The sequence below is a fragment of the Gilliamella sp. genome (genome assembly GCF_024104075.1).
In the GTDB taxonomy this organism is placed as follows: domain Bacteria; phylum Pseudomonadota; class Gammaproteobacteria; order Enterobacterales; family Orbaceae; genus Gilliamella; species Gilliamella bombi.
In genome coordinates this window covers 1-15,326 of sequence record NZ_JAGGHR010000044.1, presented here as the reverse complement: position 1 = coordinate 15,326, position 15,326 = coordinate 1, and the positions used below count along the sequence as shown (strand labels likewise).

14 protein-coding genes are annotated in these 15,326 nt (G+C 31.5%); 1 reads left to right on the top strand and 13 read right to left on the bottom strand.

Annotation, left to right across the window (positions count from 1 at the left end; all coding sequences use genetic code 11):
- Positions 1-248 precede the first annotated feature (248 nt).
- The 13 genes from J6569_RS10225 to J6569_RS10165 all read right to left on the bottom strand — a co-directional run bounded on the left by J6569_RS10225 (position 249) and on the right by J6569_RS10165 (position 13,808).
- Positions 249-698 carry a prepilin peptidase gene (locus J6569_RS10225; protein WP_296301357.1) on the bottom strand — a complete coding sequence of 150 codons (450 nt, stop codon included), beginning with the start codon at positions 696-698 and terminating at the stop codon, positions 249-251.
- Between the two features lie 5 nt (positions 699-703).
- Positions 704-2,077 carry a hypothetical protein gene (locus J6569_RS10220; protein ID WP_296318378.1) on the bottom strand — a complete coding sequence of 458 codons (1,374 nt, stop codon included), beginning with the start codon at positions 2,075-2,077 and terminating at the stop codon, positions 704-706.
- Between the two features lie 20 nt (positions 2,078-2,097).
- Positions 2,098-3,954, bottom strand: coding sequence for a vWA domain-containing protein (locus J6569_RS10215; RefSeq protein WP_296301354.1), 1,857 nt, complete (start codon positions 3,952-3,954; stop codon positions 2,098-2,100).
- Between the two features lie 135 nt (positions 3,955-4,089).
- Positions 4,090-4,863, bottom strand: a complete 774-nt coding sequence (gene tadF, locus J6569_RS10210) for a tight adherence pilus pseudopilin TadF (protein ID WP_296301353.1) — start codon at positions 4,861-4,863, stop codon at positions 4,090-4,092.
- Between the two features lie 23 nt (positions 4,864-4,886).
- Complete coding sequence (locus J6569_RS10205) at positions 4,887-5,360, bottom strand: TadE family protein (RefSeq protein WP_034913881.1); 474 nt, start codon at positions 5,358-5,360, stop codon at positions 4,887-4,889.
- Positions 5,361-5,390: 30 nt separating this feature from the next.
- On the bottom strand, positions 5,391-6,554 hold the full coding sequence (locus tag J6569_RS10200) for a hypothetical protein (protein ID WP_296301350.1): 1,164 nt from the start codon (positions 6,552-6,554) through the stop codon (positions 5,391-5,393).
- Positions 6,555-6,572: 18 nt separating this feature from the next.
- Positions 6,573-8,003, bottom strand: a complete 1,431-nt coding sequence (locus J6569_RS10195) for a pilus assembly protein N-terminal domain-containing protein (RefSeq protein WP_051634271.1) — start codon at positions 8,001-8,003, stop codon at positions 6,573-6,575.
- 2 nt (positions 8,004-8,005) lie between these two features.
- Positions 8,006-8,884: a hypothetical protein gene (locus J6569_RS10190; RefSeq protein WP_296301349.1), complete on the bottom strand. Its 879-nt coding sequence runs from the start codon at positions 8,882-8,884 to the stop codon at positions 8,006-8,008.
- 50 nt (positions 8,885-8,934) lie between these two features.
- Positions 8,935-10,278 carry a tetratricopeptide repeat protein gene (locus J6569_RS10185; RefSeq protein WP_176713232.1) on the bottom strand — a complete coding sequence of 448 codons (1,344 nt, stop codon included), beginning with the start codon at positions 10,276-10,278 and terminating at the stop codon, positions 8,935-8,937.
- A gap of 90 nt (positions 10,279-10,368) precedes the next feature.
- On the bottom strand, positions 10,369-11,244 hold the full coding sequence (locus J6569_RS10180; RefSeq protein ID WP_034913868.1) for a type II secretion system F family protein: 876 nt from the start codon (positions 11,242-11,244) through the stop codon (positions 10,369-10,371).
- 3 nt (positions 11,245-11,247) lie between these two features.
- Entirely contained in the window at positions 11,248-12,174 is a 927-nt protein-coding gene (locus J6569_RS10175) for a type II secretion system F family protein (protein WP_296301346.1), read from the bottom strand.
- Positions 12,171-13,478 (bottom strand): CpaF family protein, encoded by a 1,308-nt coding sequence (locus J6569_RS10170; protein WP_080702361.1) that lies wholly within the window; start codon positions 13,476-13,478, stop codon positions 12,171-12,173. The genes J6569_RS10175 and J6569_RS10170 overlap by 4 nt, the downstream gene beginning before the upstream one ends.
- 108 nt (positions 13,479-13,586) lie before the next feature.
- Positions 13,587-13,808, bottom strand: a complete 222-nt coding sequence (locus J6569_RS10165) for a Flp family type IVb pilin (RefSeq protein WP_296301345.1) — start codon at positions 13,806-13,808, stop codon at positions 13,587-13,589.
- A gap of 257 nt (positions 13,809-14,065) precedes the next feature.
- Between J6569_RS10165 and J6569_RS10160 the strand changes: the two genes are divergently transcribed.
- The coding region (locus J6569_RS10160) for a sulfatase-like hydrolase/transferase (RefSeq protein ID WP_296318377.1) at positions 14,066-15,326 on the top strand (1,261 nt) is incomplete at its 3' end.

The window sequence follows — 15,326 nt, the reverse complement described above, 5'->3', positions numbered from 1 at the left end:
TAGGCTACTTGCCTCCCGTTGAATTTAAAAAACACTTACCCCTTAATTTTTTTGTTTGAAAATGTGTTGCCATTCCAAATGTTTATATAGTTGTGTGTAAGAATATTTTAAATATTTTTAAGGAATAACAGTTATTAAGTGTTTGCAGGTTAAAAAAGAGTTTCCCACCCGCCTTATTGAGGATGGGAAACATTGATATTTATTATAAAAATGCGATTATATTTAAGATGTTAACTACAAGTTAGTTATTACAGTATAACCTCAAATAAGGTTATTGATGTTAAAAAATAGCTACCACTAATGGCAAGCCCATAAGGCAATGTAACAGAATTTTTTTTGAAGGATCTGTATATTATTGCAATGATTGCCATTGGTAACCCCAAAAAGGTAATAACGACTAAGAAAAACAGCACACTGTTTATTGGAATAGAAATCAAAAGAACAGTAATTAATTTTATATCTCCAGCACCAACAAGTCGACAATAAAACATGAATAGACCACAAATTAAAAATATAGCTGATGCAATATAATCTAGATGCCCTTTGCCAAGGGCAAAATTCAAAATAACTAAAATGAATATTATTATAACAATTTTATTTGAGATAGTTCGATATTTTAAATCCGTATAACATGAAAATAACAAACATGCCCAAATAGCTAGAATAATAATATCATTAATTAATTCTTGATTAACCATTAGTATCACTGTCCTGGAACAAAATCTTCACCATAAACTTTTTTCATCTCATCTGTAACAAATTTTAATTCTACTCCTGGCCAATTAACGACAAGAGGAGCTTTACCTTTAGGATCATATTTAAAATGATTATTCCATCCAACGCCAAAAGCTTTCCCTTCATCATTCCAATAGATTATACTCTCTTTACCACCATCAAATTTAGTCAAATTACCAATAACTTCTCTTTTCAAGGGTTTATAACCATACATTATCTGCCAAAGGGAACCATTTTCTACACCTGCAGCAAGTGTTACTCCCCACGTAAATAATTCATTATCATTAGTGACCGCAACACATCCCCCAAATCGACAATAAAGCGTATTAACATCATCCATAACAAACTGGGGGTCAGCCATACTCGTCTCAAACCATACTTTATAGCGTTCTCCATTCTTATCAGTATGATACATTTCAGGTATGTATAGTTTAGGCCCCAAATAACCAAAACCAAGACCTAGGTGATTTATAGCTCCCATAGCCCACACCTCACCTTCCGAAGTTAAAAAAGCAGTGTAACGATTTCCACCCGTAATAGTTACTATATCTTCACCACTAATACCTGGTGGCAGATTAGTAATTTGCACTGGCCTAGTTCGATAAACGTGAACCCACCCTCCTAATGGAGCATTTTCGTAACCAAATTGATCTGATTCATCATCTCCCCATGCAAAGACTTCACCACGATCATTTATGGCATAACCTGATTCATAACCCGCTCCAATCGATACAGCTGGACTATTGTTAAAATATGATTGAGGAACACGATGAACTTCAGTTGGTGCTATTTTATCTGGGACCATTATACCATTTGCCTGTTGCCCAAAATAGGCAGTTCCCCAAGCATAAACTTCTCCACTTCGAGTTAAAGCAAAAGATGTATACTCCCCACAATCAATCATAACAACATCTTTACCTTCCAAAACTAAACTAGGTGTGGGTAAATACCAAGGCGTAGTCGCATAACCTCCTGCTTCATAAGCACCATTTTGTCCCCACCCCCAGACATTACCTTGATCATCAAGTGCAATCATATGATATATTCCAGCAGCTACTTTCGTAATATAAGCACCTTTTTCGATAAGAACGGTTGCCCTATCTGGCGGGGCGTTGCTGGGAATGTTCATTTTTCCATTGCCTTGCTGAGCATGATCTCTATAACCCCAGATCCAAACCTCGCCATTTTCTATCGCAATACCATTATCAACAGAGTTAGTCGCGGTCGGAACTTTTATTGTTGCTGCTTTTTTTGTCAACATGACGGCATCACTTCTTTCGTTTGCAAATAATGAAAAGCATAAACATGATGCAAATAATACCATTAACTTAGCTAGTTTCATTTAGAGTAACCTCTATTTCATTATTGATTAGATTCATCTTTGTTAACAAAATTACCCGTTTCTGTCTGAATAATTTTTATCATAGTATCAAATAAACTCTGATAATCTCGAGCCTCGTGTAAATATTCTCTATTGCCATTCATACATTTAGTAAACCATTTTCCGTACACTTGTCCATATTGTTCATCGGTTGTTAAATTGGCTGCATTAGGATCGAGTTTTATATAGTGGATCGTCGCCGTATTAGCTGCTCTTTCAATATAGCCGTTATTTTTATTAGTTGCTGAAGTTAATCCAGCCGTTATTGCTTGGCAAACACCTTCATCCAAAAAATTATCTCTAAGAATATCTGCTCCAGCATCATCTTTACCATCTGTAATAATAATCATCATTTTATTATTAGCAGATCCATTTGCCATTACAGGAACTGTCCTTAACAAGGCTGTTATAGTGTCGGTTCCTCCGCCAGGTTGCCAATTTCCATTCTGGATATAATTTAGTAAATCCGAATTATGATTTCCATTTTTACTAAAAGGGACTAAATGAGGATACGCCTTAAATGTTCCAATATGCTTTGATGCTTCTAAAAACCTTCGATGGTTAGTTGGTAAATTAATCACCTTTTCGCTCATTATGTTATTACTATATAAAGGCGATTGGCACATTCCAAAAAATGGCGAAAAATCACTAACAGTAGGCGAAATAGGTCGATTAAATGTTATTGTATTGCTTTTTATACCACTGAACAATGCATCAATTGTACCTTGTACATCAACTGTTCTAGTGTTAGCAAATGAATAATGTACATCAGAATATTTTCCCGAAAACATGTAATCATATAGTTGAACAACTTTACCATATTGGTTTTCAATAGTTTTTCTATTTTCATCACGCAATGGATAATCAAGATTATTTTCACCGCAAGCATACCTTGCTTTTCCCATATTAAGCACTTCAGCTTGATGTCTATTACGGCACAATCCATTATGCACTAAGGCACTATCATTATTTAATCCTTTCGCTGGTCCAATTATTTGTGAATAATAACGATAATTAAAATAATCTAAATAATAAGTAACCGTGTTCGCATATTTACCTAAATAGTCATAATCTGAATACTTCGCTCCTCCCATCCCTCCGCTTTCCTTTAAATTACTCCATCTAGCATACGCAATGTTTTTATTTGCCCAAAAGTTATAATCAACTTTATCATAGGGGCTGTTTAATTTGTACATAACTGAACAACCATAACTATCACCACCAGCTAGGTTTTTAGTGTCTTGCTGAACTGGCACACCAATATCATAAGGAACTAATGCAAATTTAATCTCTGAATGCCCTTGAAAATTATTAATAATATTAGCTATTGCTTGTTTCATATATTGAAGACGTTGCTGATCACTATTTCCATTTTGAGGAGAGTAGTCATTACAACTTGTATCACCATATTGGCATGTTGCTGAACCTGAAAAATCACTAATAAAAGCAATATCAAATGAGTCATATCTATCAAATTTCTTTGTATTACCATAACTTTCAGTTTTATTGCTAACAATCATAGATTGATTTTCTTTTCCTTTGTCTTTACTACTCGTTAATGAATCAACTTTCTGTTTATAGGCTATACTATATACCTTTGTGTCTTTATTATATTCTATATTAATAGAGGCATCGGCATCTTCTACTAAATCATCACTAATTTTTTGATAAACAAAATAATTAATATAGTTCAATGCCATTTTGCGATTTTGCTCAATTGCTGCCTTATCAGCATTTTCATTGTTTAATGCGATAATAGCCAACGAAGCTTCGTTAGTAGCTTCAGAGATCCTTGCACGATCGCGCATCGTTTGAGTATGATTTATTGAAACTAACATACAAATTAGCATTGCAGGAAACATCAAGGCGAAACTTATAATAGCACTCCCTGAAGAACACTTAAAAAAAGATTTCTTATGATTAATTTTTTTATGTCTATTATGGCTCATATAATACTCTCAAAAGTGTGTTGATTACCGATAATAAATTGGGCAATTTCCATCAGAGCTTGAAATATCATTACAACGTGATAACACTACAATATTGCTACATAAATTTGGTAAAGTATCAGTAGCTTTTCTGCTTGAATTAAACCATTTTAAATAAAGGCTTTCTTCGTTAACTATACACATACTAACTCGATATAAGGGAATCCAACGCCCTGCTAACCCTGTTGTGGGATTAGCTGTTCGTTCAACATACGGAACAAGTTTGGAATAGTCAGTAAGTGAGTTATTTAAATTATCAGTCATACTGGGTAACGAATTAAAATAGTCCTCAATACTACTATCATTATTACATATACTAGAAGAGCAAGAACTTGCGCTTAGATTAACGAGTTGCGCATGTGCCAAGCTTTTGGGATCAGCAACATTTTGAAAAATAAATAAACTATCGACTTTTAAAGTAACATTACGTCCATTTAGTAATGAACTCGCTAGTCGGCTTAGTTCTTTCACTTGAGTATCATCAAATAACTCATGAGAATTAAAACAGGAGTTAGAATCAGCACATAATGCAGCCACATCTTGAACATTCGAACCATCTATTACTGGATAAATTGCTGATCTTTCACGAAAAATAGAAGCTACACTATAATTCGCCCGCTCTAATCTATTTTGTAACATAATACTACTGTAAGTATCATAGATAATAAATAGTAAAACTGTAAACAAACAAAAGCATGCTGCAAATTCTATTGAAATTATACCGTCTTTATTACGAAAAAAATTATCAGAATATCTCATTTTTTATTCCATTCCTTTAATTATTAATTATTTTGATAAAACTCACGGTAAATAATAGTCTTCTTCCCCAAAGAACTGTCAAGTATACGGCCAAACAGATTAGAGAACATAGCATTGTAGTCATACTTCAATTCAAATAATAGTATCGGAGCATCGCTAACAGGAACATTTAGGCAATTATTATTAATTGCCTCCTCAATTTTTTTACAATATTTCACAGTTATTTTAAATTTTTGTGGATCAGTTATATATGGCCATGAAGGAACTTCAGAATTTATTAATTCTTGTAATTGTTGATTATAATCTGCATGTTGAGAAATCGCTGTTTTTCTAGTTATTTCAGTAGTCATCAGATCTAAAGCCGAACCAATAACCATAATTCGACTAAATTCTAATACAAATAAAAATAGAACAATTAAATAAGGAAAGACAATTGCAAACTCTATCGAAACACTTGCATTTTTTTGACGAAATAATAAATTCCAATATTTCAACATAATTTTTGCTCTACTCTATTATCTTAATGATTAATCTTTCTTTTTCTTTAATATTGAAAAAGACATTTTTTGTTTATTTTTTTTAATTTTTTTATTCCCAATAATAGCCGCAGCCATTTCATTTATTTCACTGCTAGTATGTGCTTTTTTAAATTTATCTATTCTTGGAATAAATTTACGCGTAAAATCAATACTTCTATCTAGAAACTCCTCAATATCCTGATTTTGTAAAGCATTTTTTTTATCAAAAGGGAGATTTTCATTTAAACAAACTAAAAATCGTTTATTCAATAAATCCGTATTTTGTGTACTAATGCGCGAAATTTCATCTAAAATTCTCTTAGCAACTTTGATTGAAAAGGGATCTCTATTTATTACAATAAATACGATGTTTGAAAGTTTTATGATCTCATCAAAATGCCTAAACGAAGATTGTAATCCCATATTTTGATCAATAACAGTAATATTAAATTGACCTGAATTTAGATCATCATATTTCCAAGCCTTATCAGCAAGTTCAACTTTTACTTGTAAAGACATTTCAACATCAACTATTGAACCATCTTGAGGAATTGGTGTTTCAAATAAAAAATCTGCATTAGGGCTTGTAGTTGCACCTTGGATATAAAGAAGTGGATAATTTGTTAAAGAACTAATTTTTTTTAGTGTATGAACTGCTAATGATGATGTGCCAATTCCACCTTTACAGCCTAAAAATGCAATAACGCTACCTACTCTTTGGCTTGAACCTGGTGGTGTGACACTCCTTGAGTGTAAGATATCAGGAATTTTCTCTAATTGACTATTCTCTAATAAAAAATGAATTCCTTTTTTTAATAAAAATTCAGAAAACTGAATCGAATCATAGCTACCAATAAGTATCGTTGATGCTTGAATTGGAAAAAAACGATTGATATTTTCGGATAATAGCTCAGCATCATTTTCGTCTTCAATATCTAAAATAATAGCATCATACTTATTCCAACGTGGCTCTTCTTTTAATTCAGATAATTCTAATGAGAAGATCTCCATGCCTAATACATTGTAAAGGAAAAGCACTGAACGAATATTTTCAATCAATTCAGGTCTTTTGCTTAAAATAGCAATCTGAAAACCAGAAATACGTCCAACTACAAATTCTTGTGATGGTTCTTTTGATATATCTTTATCTTTTTTATTACCAAATAATTGCATAAGAATCCCACTAATCTTTTATTCAATAAAACCCATATCGTTAATAAACTTTTCACTTTCATTAGATATTGGTACTGTTTTTCGTCGTTGTTTATCCATATTATTCTTAATATTAAAGAAACTATTTACTGCATCTGTCCGCTCTAAAATCGGCAACTCTACACCATCAAAGCTATTATTAGGTGTAACTAAATTGACCGTTGCAAATACGACCATTTCAGTCTTTTCACGACCAGTTGTAGTACTACGAGCTAATGCCCCTAAAATAGGAATCTCACTAACAAAAGGAATACGAGATAATGTTTCTGAGTCCTGTTCGCTAATTAATCCTGCAATAACAAAGCTGTCACCATCAGATAAATCAATAGTAGAACTTGTTTTTCGAGTTTGCAAAGTCGGTATATTGTAATTATTAAAAGCGTATGAACCTGCAACCGAACTCACTTCGTTATTAATAAATAATCTAATACGCTTGTCATTATTTACCTTGGTACTGATATTTAATTTAATACCGTATTCTTTATAAGTAACATCAGAATCGCCATCTTTACCTTTAGTCACAATAGGAATCTCACCACCAACAAGAAACGCTGCACTTTCGCCAGATAATACAGATAAATTAGGTTGTGCTAAAATTTTAGCTAAGCGATCATTTTTTATAGCACGAATCATTGTAGTAATGTTATGAATATTAAATCCTTTTTTTAGACCTAATAGAGTGAACTCACCAATATTGTTCATCTTAAAATCTTGACCTTTGGCCATACTATCTAATGTTAAACTTTGCCACTCAATACCCAATGAATCAGTAAAAGTTTTGCTAACTTCAACAAAAGTCAATCTTACATTAACTTGATACTCTTCAATTACTCTAATATTATCAATAATATTGTTATATACATAGTAATCTTGAAATGTAAGATCTTGGCTAGCAAATTCATCAGATACTTTACTTCGTATTCTCTCTGCATTCTGTCCAACAAGTGTACCTACAAGCGCTATAATTTTACCTTTTGTTGTAGTATCTGGTGTAGTACCATTTAGTACATAAACAAACCTACCATTTGGGTCACCGTTATCGTAACGATCTATTGTTACGCTACTATTTGGAAAGTTTTGCGCTAGCCTATGTGTTATTTGAGATAAAAGTGGATCAACATTGATAGTATCATTAATGATAATATTATTAGCATCGTCATAAACAAGCAAGCTGGTTCTACCATTTTGCTTACCATATATAATTAGCGATTTACCATCAACAACTTCATAATTTGCTACGCTGTCTTGGCTAATAAAAACAGTACCTACATTCTCAGGTAAAACAATTGTTTTACTCTGCCCAATCTGTAAATTGTGAGTATTAGCAAAAATCAACGGGGAGAAGCTAATTGATAATAAGTAAACTAGACATTTTATTTTTTTAATAATTGGTTTGAATTTTATTAGCATTCTTAATTCCCTTTTAGCAAATTAAGCTGTTTTTTCTTTGAAAAAATAGCTTTATCAGTTAATGGCCATTTCTTTTCTTTATCATTTAATAAACGTAATCCATCATCAATATTTTGTTTATAAGTACTTGGATACATCATAACTGTAGAATTTGTCATTAGTGTTCTTAATAATTTAATTTCTTGATTTGAAAGCTCTAATTGAACTTGACCCGCCTCTTTTCTCTGAAAATTTTGATCTATTTTATTTTCCAGATCAATATAGAGAACCTTTTTACCAACAATAATTGGTTTTATGCGATTTTTAACAAAATCATCACTAGGCGAAACTAATCTATCCTCTTTATAATTTTTAGTATTAAACTTAGATAATTCATCATCACTATAAAATATATAGAGATCAACAAGATCTCCCCCCTTTAGATTTTTTAACAAGTAAGAATCAATTTGATCCAATTTAAATGGGAACATATAATTCCCTTCTTTTATCGCTAACAGTAAATATTCCTCTGAATTAGGTGAAGCAATAAAACTATTTTCTATAAATGCATCTTTTGCAATATTATTTTTAGCAACATAAGCATCAATTTCTGTTGCATCGCCTATATATTTGGATTTGTCATTAGACCCAATTTTGACTTCAATCGATTTAAAATAATAATCATCCTTAGTCAAAATTTTTCTTTTACTAATATCACGTTTAGCAACAGCTACTGTTATGATTTCTGTTTTAGGTTCTTCTTTTTTAGGTTCTTCTTTAACTTGAACTGGTTGCTGAACTATCGGCTCCGCAACAGGCTCAGGCGAAGATTTGGTAAATAGCAATGCCAATCCCACAACTAGCATTAATATATACAGAATAATTATTTTTTTTTGTTTCATGCAAACTCCCTAAAATATTATATCTATTGTTATTATTATTGTTTTTGCACTTATTTATTCTCTGAATAAAAATCGAATGCAAAGCAATGTGCTTTACCGTTAGAATTAGGGCCTGCATCGAAATCCTTCACTATTGAGTCCTGTTTTGTTTTTATTTGTAAAACTAAAGTTTTTTCGGCAGTTAAAGTTCCTGTAACATTGGCAAAATCACGGTCACTACGAGAAATTTGATTAATGATATAATTTATTCCTTTACTAGGAAGGGTTACGTCATATAACGATAATTTAAACTCTGTTGGTGAAATTTTTTCAATTACGTATTGATTTTTATTTAATGGATTAACCGTTTCAAATGCTATTCGGCTAAATTTTCGATGTTCACCAGATCGAACAGCTAAAATAGTCAATTGAGTCGTCGCCTGATTGACTTGATTATTTTGCTTAGAATCTGTTGTATTAGCGACCGCTAAATTAGTTACAGTAGGTTGAGAAGCTGTTTTAGATTGAGTTTCTGCATCTAATTTAGTCACACCCGATAATTTAGTGCTAATTTCTGACTTACCGGTATTTTGTGAATTAATTAATTTTTCAGGCTTAATAACTTGTTTATCGGTTTTAGTAACCTTTTGTGATGCTGTTTTCTCAATTGTATACTGCTTTTGATTATCACTTTGTGCTGGCATAATTTCATTAAATTTAATCGCATCAATTGGCTCAATCTGTTTTAGTTCTTGAATTAATATTTCTGGCTCATTAGATAACCTATGCCCTAAACAAAATGACTTAGCCAATTGAATTTTATTTAATTTAACCAACGTGTAAAGCAAGTTATGAAGAATGGTTTGATCACGATATCCTTTTGTATATAAAATATTTAAGTGCTTATAAGCCTCATTATAATCTTTATTCAAAATTGATAGCATAGCTAGATTATTTGTGACTTTATTTTCATCATAAAAATTTTCCCTAGCTAAATTGAATGAATATCGAGCTGCGTCATATTGTTTCTTTTTCAATAAAACAATACCTTTTACATTATATGCTTCACCGTTTTTAGGATTAATCGTGATTGCTTTGTCTAAATATTCTAATGCGGTATCATTATTCCCCATTTTTGATTCAACATGACCATACAAAACAAAAAGATTATCATTTTTGCTTTTATTTGAAACAGGGCTTAATGTTCTTTTTGCTGCTTCATAATCATTAGATAAGTAATAGACTTGAGCTAGTTTATATCTTGTATCTTCAGTATCAGATTTTTGTAAACGTTGTTTATAAAGCTCAATTAAACCGCCATAATTTTTTGTAGTTTCATGAATATAAATTTTTTGTTGCTCATTTAAATCATATCTTAAATTACTATTTTGACATCCAGTAACAACAAACAACATTGAACATACCACAATAAATTTTGGATTTATTAATCTTCTTGGTTTATAGCATTTTAAAAAATCATTCATTATCTCTAGGTCCCTAATTATTCATTTCATCATACTTAATGTCGATACAATATTCATAATAACTGGCGCAACAACAATAACAAGAACAGGAACTAAAAAGAATAGCATCATCGGCATTGTCATTTTAGCTCCAATAGCAGCAATTCTTTCCTCTATTGTTAATTTTTGTACGTCTCTAATCTCAGCTGATAATTCTAATAAAGCATCATAAATCGAATTACCATAGCTAATACTTCTTTTTAAAGTAATACAAAACATTCTTACTTCTTTACAAGGTACTTCACGCTGAATTAAATCAATAGAAAGTTCAATACCATTGACATCCATCATTAAACAAGCTCTTTCTAAAATGGCTGCCACATCATTATTAATTGGTTTTACTCTCGTGCTTAAATATCTAAAACCATTTTCGACTGTCATGCCTGATTTCACCATAATTGCCATCATATCAATGATCAATGGTAAATCTTGTGAAATTCTTTTAATCCTTTTTTCTGTCTGTTTTTTAACTAATCTATCAGGCAGAATAATAACTATAACAAGAATAAGGAATAGCACAACCAGTAATACATTTGAACTAAGTTCAACAAAAGAAAATATTTGATTCACAAGATAAAAAAATGAAAACCCGATAATGATAGCGTAAATCTTCCAACTATTTTGTTCTTGAAAACGACGCAAAAAACTTAAGGTTATACTATTTTTTGCAGCAAGCTTTTCAAAAGCAACATTTCTTTGGTTAATATGCTTTTTAGGTGCTTTCTTTTCCTCATTTTCATTATTTAATAACAAACTGAGTTTTTCTTTTCTTTGATTCAACAAATATAAGCAGACTAACTCTCTACTACCTATAAAAATTAAAATAATGGGGATTAATATATTTAGTAAATTAATCATAACTTAAATGACCTTGCTGATCATTCCTCTTATAATGATAAGACCAATAGCCACACTACCGAAAATATAATATAAAACATAATGACCAACCGTTGTACCAACCAATTGCTCATAATTTGCTGGGGAAGCAAATTTAAGAATAAAAACAAAAGCAAAAGGCATACAGCCTAGTATTTTCATAGTCATTCTTAATTCAGCCGTTTTACCGTCTCTAGTTTTAGTTAAAATTCGATTGTTTACTAGCATTTTTGTTAACCTACTAAGAACTTCTTTTAATTCTCCACCACTATCTAGATTAACCATTACTGTCAAAATAAAAAAGTAATATTCTGGGAATGGAAGTCTTAAATAAGATCTTATTAAGACATCCTCAATATTTTCACCAATTTCAATTCGACTATCCACATCCTTCATTACTTTACCAACAATTCCATCAATAGAATTTCCACACGTTTTAAAACTTGTTGTTATTGCGCCACCAGATGACACAACACCTGTAATGGTATTTAATGCTTCAGGAAATGTATCGTAAAATTCTTTTTTCAACTTTCTCTTTTTGATAAAAATAATTACGACAATTGTGGTAATAATACTAACTAAAGTAGCTACATAACCATTATAGTTAATATACTTTTCATTCAATATGATACCTGCAACTGTACCTGCAAAAATATAAACAAACAACCGACTTTTTGATTGCCCCATTGTAAGTAAATTGTAATAAGCTCTAATCTTCATTCGAAAATTAAAGCTGAAACGTTCCCAAGAGGATTGTTGCCTTTGGGATAATTGTCTTTCGACCAAACTTGATAACGAAGTATTTTTAGCTTCGACATTATAAAATACTTGTAATCGCCCACTACGACGATGCAATGTAAAAATATTTATAGCAGCAATAGAAATAAGTACAATCGAAAGAAGTAGAATCATGTTTTTACACCTGCTGCATTTAACATTAGTTTTTCTAACACATCTGACATTTCATAATATTGAGCACTGTCATAAAGTGCAGATCGCCTAACTAATCCATTACAAACAAATTCACCTTGAATCTTACCGTTATCATCCCTTTCGTCGTGAATTTTAAACTTAAAAACATCATGAGTAACAATATTATCAGATTCTAATCCCATAACTTCAGTAATACTCATTACTTTACGTTGTCCATCTGGAAGGCGAGAGGCTTGAATAATAAAGTTAACGGAAGAAGCAATATAATGCCTTATTGCAACAATAGGTAACTCAGGTTGAGCCATAATAATCATACTTTCTAATCGGGATAAAGCATCTCTAGCAGTATTGGCATGTAACGTCGACATTGAACCATTGTGACCAGTATTCATCGCTTGAAGCATTTCGAAAGCTTCTTCACCACGGCATTCCCCTAAAATAATTCGATCTGGTCGCATACGCAATGCATTAACTAACAAATTTTGCATAGTTACTCTTCCACGACCATCCTCACCACCTGATTTGGTTTCCATTCTAAGCACATGATCTTGCTGTAACTTTAATTCAGCGGCATCTTCAAGTGTAATAGTTCGCTCATGTTCACCAATAAATCCAGATAGAGCATTAAGCATTGTAGTTTTACCAGAACCTGTTCCACCCGAAACAATAATATTCATTCGACAACGAGCTGCAATAACTAAAAAATTAGCCATGTCTTCATTTAGTGAACCATAGTTGATCAAGTCATGAAATGTTCTACGACCAGTACCAAATTTACGAATTGACATCGAGGTACCATCAATGGCGACTGGAGGAATAACAACATTAAGACGGCTACCATCGGGCATCCGTGAATCGACTAAAGGATGCGCCTCATCAATATTTTTACCAACTTTATTGACCAAACGTCTTGCGATATCAAGTAGTTGACGCTCGTTTATAAAAAACTTATCCGTTTTAGCTAGGATTCCACCCCGTTCAACATAAATACTATAAGGACCATTGACTAAAATATCATTAACTGTTTCATCTTTCATTAATGAGTCAATTGGACCATAACCAATAATTTCATCACAAATCATACCTGCCAATACACTAGATTCGTCGGCAGTAATATAAGCATTGCCAGAATTAACGATATCTCTGATTATTGTTTGAATTTCACGTAGAACTCGATTCGGTTCGTTCTTTAATTGCTCAATTAAATCAAGATCAAGCACTTGAAAAACTAAATCACGAACTTTACCCCATTCAGCAGAAAACCTAATTTGTTGATTAGCCATATCATTTATTATATTTTTTTAAATACACATGAAAGTTACTAGTACTGTATTAAGTACTAGTAACTTTATCTTCAAACTACATAATTACATAATTACATAATTACATAATTACATAGCACCGATTTTATCGCTGACTTTATCTTTCATTTTATCAAAAACATTACTTAGCATTGTTTGTACTGCACCGTTTTCTTTAAAGATAAGGAATACAACAGTAGCAACACCAGCTGCAACGATTGCATATTCGATTGCAGTTACACCTTGCTCATTTTTAACAAATTTACCTAAAAAATTTCTTGCTTGAGCACGAATTGCTGATAAATAAATCATTATTTTCTCCTTTTAAATATTTCTTAAATTATTACTAAAAATTTATACCTCTTTTTCAAGAAGTGAATACATTTTACACTAACAAAAACAAAATGACTAGCTTTCTATCTAAAATTGTATTTTAATAAATCACCTTATAACTATTGAGTAAATATTCACCATAAACGTAAATATAACTGCTGCTGTTTTTTCAAATAGATGTGTTTTGAAAAAAATAATTGATTACTATAACTTTTATAAGATAACTAAGATATATTATGAAATCATATGAAATCGCAAGAAGTTCCCGCTTAATTTTACTGTTAATCTATACTTTTATTAGTGCTATTTTTGCTTTTATTTACCTTACTAAGTCTAATGCACAGCAGGATGGATGCTGTTTTGAAAATCCTTTATTTTATCTAAATTTGGTAACAACTTTATGTTTTATTGTGTTAGTACATAAAAGCATTAGTAGTAATCATAAGCTCATTGTTGCCTTTGGTTTTTTATTTTTATTTCTTTTTTTATCTGAAATTAGTTATTTCATTTTTTATGGGGAAATGATATCAGAAGGAGTTCTTGATTCTATTATTGAAACTAATTCTCAAGAAGTGATGTCAATGACTAAGCAAGCTTTAATCATAATAGGCCCTGCGTTTATTACGACCTTTCTTATTGCATTTATCCTTAAAAAAATAATTTCTGTTAAATTTAATGTTTTTATTCCCTTATCCTTGTATATACTTATGCTGTTAGTTATTAGTTTATTCCTGATAACAAATTCATCAATAAAAGCTGAAATCAAGCGAGGTGACTATAAAAGTACTGCTGAGATAGTTCGTCGAATTTATCCAGCTGCATTAGGTAATTTATCCTATCTTTTTGCTAGTTATACTTCAACAGATATTTATTCAAATACCCATGAAATTGAAAAATTTAATAAGGCTATTCTTTTGCCGCCCAGTAAGCCTGATAACGACTTGATCGTATTTATCATGGGGGAATCATCTTTAGTTACCCGCTATAGCGCTTACGGTTATCATAAGCAAACTACGCCTTTTATGACCAATATTTTTAGTCAAAATGGCGGATGCATTATCTCAAATAGCCACTCAGCGGCAGCCTTTACTCGGGATTCTATACCTATGACACTTTCATTCAATGTGCCCGAAAGTGATGATAATTTATTTGATAATAAATCGATTATTGAGATGGCTAAGTTCAATCATTACAAAACTTATTGGTTAGCATCGGCCGCACAACAAATTCAAGGTACATTTAATACTAAGTTTGGCTTTATTGCACGTAAAAGCGAAGTTATCACTTTTAGTGAAGATAGCCTAGATATCAATTTAAGTCAATCATTAGAAGACATGCTACAAAAAGATAATTCTCCGAAAAAATTTATTTTTGTGCATTTGCGCGGTAGCCATCAACCCTATACAAAAGGTTATGATGAAATAGATAAACAAGCTTTACCTGATGCCGAAGCATATGATTTAACTATTCATCACACCGACCGTACAATCAAAGCAT

Bases quoted from the DNA above. Each gene is read 5' to 3' on its own strand.
- J6569_RS10225 (WP_296301357.1), bottom strand. From the start codon at position 698: ATGGTTAATCAAGAATTAATTAATGATATTATTATTCTAGCTATTTGG.
- J6569_RS10220 (WP_296318378.1), bottom strand. From the start codon at position 2,077: ATGAAACTAGCTAAGTTAATGGTATTATTTGCATCATGTTTATGCTTT.
- J6569_RS10215 (WP_296301354.1), bottom strand. From the start codon at position 3,954: ATGTTAGTTTCAATAAATCATACTCAAACGATGCGCGATCGTGCAAGG.
- tadF (WP_296301353.1), bottom strand. From the start codon at position 4,863: ATGAGATATTCTGATAATTTTTTTCGTAATAAAGACGGTATAATTTCA.
- J6569_RS10205 (WP_034913881.1), bottom strand. From the start codon at position 5,360: ATGTTGAAATATTGGAATTTATTATTTCGTCAAAAAAATGCAAGTGTT.
- J6569_RS10200 (WP_296301350.1), bottom strand. From the start codon at position 6,554: ATGCAATTATTTGGTAATAAAAAAGATAAAGATATATCAAAAGAACCA.
- J6569_RS10195 (WP_051634271.1), bottom strand. From the start codon at position 8,003: ATGCTAATAAAATTCAAACCAATTATTAAAAAAATAAAATGTCTAGTT.
- J6569_RS10190 (WP_296301349.1), bottom strand. From the start codon at position 8,884: ATGAAACAAAAAAAAATAATTATTCTGTATATATTAATGCTAGTTGTG.
- J6569_RS10185 (WP_176713232.1), bottom strand. From the start codon at position 10,278: ATGTTGTTTGTTGTTACTGGATGTCAAAATAGTAATTTAAGATATGAT.
- J6569_RS10180 (WP_034913868.1), bottom strand. From the start codon at position 11,244: ATGATTAATTTACTAAATATATTAATCCCCATTATTTTAATTTTTATA.
- J6569_RS10175 (WP_296301346.1), bottom strand. From the start codon at position 12,174: ATGATTCTACTTCTTTCGATTGTACTTATTTCTATTGCTGCTATAAAT.
- J6569_RS10170 (WP_080702361.1), bottom strand. From the start codon at position 13,478: ATGGCTAATCAACAAATTAGGTTTTCTGCTGAATGGGGTAAAGTTCGT.
- J6569_RS10165 (WP_296301345.1), bottom strand. From the start codon at position 13,808: ATGATTTATTTATCAGCAATTCGTGCTCAAGCAAGAAATTTTTTAGGT.